We start from the raw sequence: 4260 nt of genomic DNA on the forward strand, positions 1-4260 counted from the left end.
CCATTGGATCGGCCTCGCCGTCGGGTTGGTCGGCGTCGTCATCGTGCTGTGGCCGAAGCTTGGAGCCGTTGGCGGCGGCGTCACCGCTGCGACGCTGACCGCTTCGTTGGTCTCGGTGCTGGCCATGAGCGCCGGCACCGTCTGGCAGAAACGCTTCGCCTCCGGCGGCGACCTGGTGACCGCGACGATGTGGCAATATGTCGGCGGCGCCGCGCTGATGGTGCTCGCCTCGCTCGCCTTCGAGACGCGCACCGTCACCATCAATGGCGAGTTGATCTTCGCCTTGGCCTGGCTGGTGCTGGTACTGTCGATCGGCGCCATCTTCCTGCTGATGGTGATGATCCGCGACGGCGAGATGTCGAAGGTCGCCTCGCTGTTTTACCTCGTACCGGCGGTCACCGCGGTCATCGCGTGGGCGCTGTTCGGCGAGCATCTCAACCTCCTGCAGATCGTCGGCATGGCGATCGCCACGCTCGGCGTCGGGCTGGCGACCGCGCGGCCGGCCAGCCCCGGACGGTCTCAACCGATGCGGGCGCGCGCCTCGAGATAGCGGCTGATTGCGGCATTGAGCTCGCCGCCAAGGATAAAGATCGCCGACACGATGTAGAGGAAGACGACCGCGATCATAATCGAGGCGAGGCCGGCATAGGTCGTCACATAGGACGAGAAATGGTCGAGATAGGTGGCAAAGATGGTCGAGCCGGCCAGCCAGGCCGCCAGCGTGAAGATGATGCCCGGCACGATCGACAGCAAGCGGCGCTTGCCTGCCGGCAGCCAGAAGTGCACCGCGAACAGGCCGATGACGATGACCGTCGAGGCGATGATGTAGCGCCATAGGGTGATCGTGCCCATATAGGGCCTGATCCATTCGAGATGGGCCTCCGCCAACCGCGCCAAGAGCGGAGCGAACACCAGGAGCACGCTGATCGCCAGGAAACAGGCCGTGGCGATCAGCACGAAGATGATGCTCTGGACGCGGCGATAGATGATGCCGCGCGTTTCCGACACCCGATAGGCGCGGTTGAGCGAGGTGCGCAGCGCCTCGATGCCGTTCGAGGCGAAGTAGGCGGCGAGCAGCACGCCGTAGGTCAACAGGTCGGTGCGCCTGACGGTGAGCACGTTCAGCACCTCGCGCGCGATCGGCTTGGCGATCTGCTCCGGCCAGGTGTCGAAGACCAGATGCACGGCGGTGTCGGCGAAGGCCTGCGCGCCGAGGAAGCTCGCCAGCGTCGTCGCGAAGATCAGGAACGGGAACAGCGCCATCAGCGAGGTGATCGCCAGATGGCTGGCCATCGCCCAGCCGTCATCGGTGTTGAAGTGACCGATCGCGTCATAGAGCACGCGGCGCAGGGCGACGATCTTCCGCAACACGTACCGCGTTCCCTTCGATTGTCTCGACGCCGCGAATATGGGAAGGGAATGCGGCAAATGGCAACCCTAGGTCAAACTCCGCCGTGAACGCGCCGCGCACCATCATCGTTACCGGTGCCTCTTCCGGGATTGGCGCCCATTGCGCCCGGGCGCTGAAGGCGGAAGGCTGGCGGGTGTTCGCGACGGCGCGCAAGCCGGCCGACATCGCGGCGCTCGAGGCCGACGGCATCGAGACCTTCTATCTCGACTATCGCGAGCCCGCCTCGATCGAGGCGCTGGTCGCCTCGGTGCTGGAGCGCACAGGCGGACGGCTCGACGCGCTGTTCAACAACGGCGCCCATGCGCAGCCCGGGGCCGTCGAGGACCTGCCGGTTTCGGCGCTCAAAGAGCAGTTCGAGGTCAATCTCTTCGGCTGGCACGATCTCACCCGCCGCATCGTGCCGGTGATGCGCCGCCAGGGCCATGGCCGGCTCGTCCACTGTTCCTCCATCCTCGGGCTGACGCCGGTCCGCTTTCGCGGCGCCTACTCGGCCTCCAAGCACGCGCTGGAAGGGCTGATGCTGTGCCTGCATCAGGAGCTTCTGGGCAGCGGCATCCATGTCTCGCTGATCGAGCCGGGGCCGGTGACGTCGAAGATCGCCTCGAACGGGCTGTTCTGGTTCCTGAAGAACATCGATCATGAGCATTCCGTCCACCGCGCTGACTACGAGGCGCAACTGGCGCGGCTGCGAGCCGGCGGCAGCACCTCGCGGCTGAAGCCCGGACCGGAGGTGGTCCACACCGCGTTGCGCCATGCGCTTCTGTCGCGGCGCCCACGCCCACACTATGTGGTAACAGTGCCGGCCAGGATCGGCGTGATCCTCAAACGCATCCTGCCGGCATCGTTGCTCTACCGCCTGCTCTCCAAACGCGCCTGAACGGAACTGATTGGAAAAAGACTATGGCAACCGTCTTCAATATCCTCGCCGTCCTCGTCATGCTCGCCGTGGTGTTCGTCCTGATCCGTGGTCTGATCAACATGCTGCGCGGCGGCTCCAGCATGACCTCCAACAAGCTGATGCAGGCGCGCGTGCTGTTGCAGTTCATCGCCTTGGTGCTGATCATGCTGGCGGTGTATTTCACCCGCAAGTGACCGGAGAGGCGGCGCGTGGTCAAGCTCAACAAGATTTATACCCGCACCGGCGACGACGGCACCACCGGCCTCGGCACCGGCGAGCGGCGGCTGAAATCCGACCTGCGCATCGACGCCTACGGCACGGTCGACGAGGCCAATGCCTGCATCGGCATGGCCCGCATCCACACCGTTGACAGCCATCCCTCGATCGACGCCATGCTGTCCCGCATCCAGAACGACCTTTTCGATCTCGGCGCCGATCTCGCCGTGCCGGATGACGGCAAGCCGCTCAGCTATGAGCCGTTGCGTATCGTCGCCTCGCAGACCGATCGCGTCGAGAAGGATATCGACCTCCTCAACAAGGAACTGCAGCCGCTCAAATCCTTCGTGCTGAACGGCGGCACGCCGGCGGCGGCCGCACTTCACCTTGCCCGCACGGTGGCGCGGCGGGCCGAGCGGATCATGGTGGCGCTGGCGCAGGACCCCGGCGAGCCGGTCAACCGCGAGGCGATCAAGTACATCAACCGCGTCTCCGACTTTCTGTTCGTCGCCGCCCGTGCGGTCAATGACAATGGAAAGGCCGACGTGTTATGGGTTCCCGGCAAGAACCGCTGACTCCACGTGGAAGCGGAAGGGCCAGGGTCTCATGTTCATCCCGCTATACGACACCAACAGACTGCGTCACATCCACCTGCAATATGTGACGATCGGCCTGATCGTCGCCAACGTCCTCGTCTATTTCGCCACCACGCTCGGCGGCGAGGATTTCACCAACGCGGCGGTGCTCGGCCTCGGCTTCATCCCCTCCGTCGTCCACGACAAGGTCGAGCTTTCGCCCGAATTCGTCGTCATCCCGGAGAGCCTGAGCTACCTGACCTATTCCTTCCTGCACGCCGACATTTTCCACCTCGGCGGCAACATGCTGTTCCTGTGGGTGTTCGGCGACAATGTCGAGGATGCCCTCGGTCATATCCGCTATTTGATCTTCTACCTCGCCTGCGCCATTGCCGGCGCCTTCTTCCAGGGGTTGGTGGCCTGGGATTCGCAGGTGCCGCTGATCGGCGCCTCCGGCGCCATTGCCGGCGTCGTCGCCGCCTATCTGATCCTCTACCCAAGGGTGAAGGTCTGGGTGCTCGCCTTCGCCCGCATTCCCTTGCGCATCCCCGCCTTCATCCCGCTGATCCTGTGGATCGTCTTCCAGATCGTCATGTTCGCCGCCGGCGGCGAGGACCAGGTCTCCTGGGCCTGCCACATCGGCGGCATCATCGCCGGCTCCGTCCTGGTGCTCGTCCTGCGCAACCGCGGCGTGCCGCTGCTGGCCGGCGCGGACGGGGAACCCGAACCTGCGCCAGACGTCGAGCAGGCGCGCGTCCCGGCCGAACCAGCCGCCAGCGCTCCAGCTGCAGCGCAGCCCGCGCCACAGTGGGGTCGAGGAGCCGCTTCAAGCCAGGACTGAACCGATTTGAGTGCGTCGCGGATATTGACGAGCCCGATTCCCGCCACTACGGAAACGCCACCGCAACGGCGGATGAAGTCCAGAATTCCGTCTGGAATGTCGGCTTTCGACAACTCTGACCCGGCGCGCGCTGCTATAGCGCGCCCAAAATCTTGAAAGAGGTGACAGGAAAATGAAGATCCTTGTGCCCGTGAAGCGGGTTGTGGATGCCAATGTTAAGGTGCGGGTCAAGTCGGACGGTTCGGCGGTCGAGCTCGCCAACGTCAAGATGGCAATGAACCCGTTCGACGAGATCGCGGTGGAGGAAGCGATCCGGCTG

General features: G+C 64.6%; 6 protein-coding genes and 1 pseudogene. 6 read left to right on the top strand and 1 reads right to left on the bottom strand.

What is annotated here, in order from left to right; genetic code table 11:
* On the top strand, positions 1–550 hold a 550-nt coding region (locus EOA33_RS25895), incomplete at its 5' end, for a DMT family transporter (protein WP_145989279.1).
* Here EOA33_RS25895 and EOA33_RS25900 read toward each other — a convergent pair.
* Positions 520–1371, bottom strand: a complete 852-nt coding sequence (locus tag EOA33_RS25900) for a YihY/virulence factor BrkB family protein (protein ID WP_126058119.1) — start codon at positions 1369–1371, stop codon at positions 520–522. The two genes, EOA33_RS25895 and EOA33_RS25900, sit on opposite strands and share 31 nt — an antisense overlap.
* A gap of 83 nt (positions 1372–1454) precedes the next feature.
* Here EOA33_RS25900 and EOA33_RS25905 point away from each other — a divergent pair, with 83 nt between their 5' ends.
* The 5 genes and pseudogenes from EOA33_RS25905 to EOA33_RS25925 all read left to right on the top strand — a co-directional run.
* The gene (locus tag EOA33_RS25905) at positions 1455–2288 is read left to right on the top strand and encodes an SDR family oxidoreductase (protein WP_126058118.1); all 834 of its coding nucleotides are present in this window, start codon (positions 1455–1457) and stop codon (positions 2286–2288) included.
* A gap of 23 nt (positions 2289–2311) precedes the next feature.
* Positions 2312–2503 carry a twin transmembrane helix small protein gene (locus EOA33_RS25910; RefSeq protein WP_126058117.1) on the top strand — a complete coding sequence of 64 codons (192 nt, stop codon included), beginning with the start codon at positions 2312–2314 and terminating at the stop codon, positions 2501–2503.
* A gap of 15 nt (positions 2504–2518) precedes the next feature.
* Positions 2519–3100 (top strand): cob(I)yrinic acid a,c-diamide adenosyltransferase, encoded by a 582-nt coding sequence (locus EOA33_RS25915; RefSeq protein WP_126058116.1) that lies wholly within the window; start codon positions 2519–2521, stop codon positions 3098–3100.
* Between the two features lie 31 nt (positions 3101–3131).
* Positions 3132–3941: a rhomboid family intramembrane serine protease gene (locus EOA33_RS25920; protein ID WP_126058115.1), complete on the top strand. Its 810-nt coding sequence runs from the start codon at positions 3132–3134 to the stop codon at positions 3939–3941.
* Between the two features lie 172 nt (positions 3942–4113).
* Positions 4114–4260: pseudogene (locus tag EOA33_RS25925) on the top strand (electron transfer flavoprotein subunit beta/FixA family protein); the annotation flags it as partial.

Source organism: Mesorhizobium sp. M4A.F.Ca.ET.050.02.1.1 (genome assembly GCF_003997725.1).
In the GTDB taxonomy this organism is placed as follows: Bacteria; Pseudomonadota; Alphaproteobacteria; order Rhizobiales; family Rhizobiaceae; genus Mesorhizobium.

Excerpts from the sequence above, each read along its gene's own strand:
- EOA33_RS25910 (WP_126058117.1), top strand. The coding sequence starts at position 2,312 with ATGGCAACCGTCTTCAATATCCTCGCCGTCCTCGTCATGCTCGCCGTG.
- EOA33_RS25920 (WP_126058115.1), top strand. The coding sequence starts at position 3,132 with ATGTTCATCCCGCTATACGACACCAACAGACTGCGTCACATCCACCTG.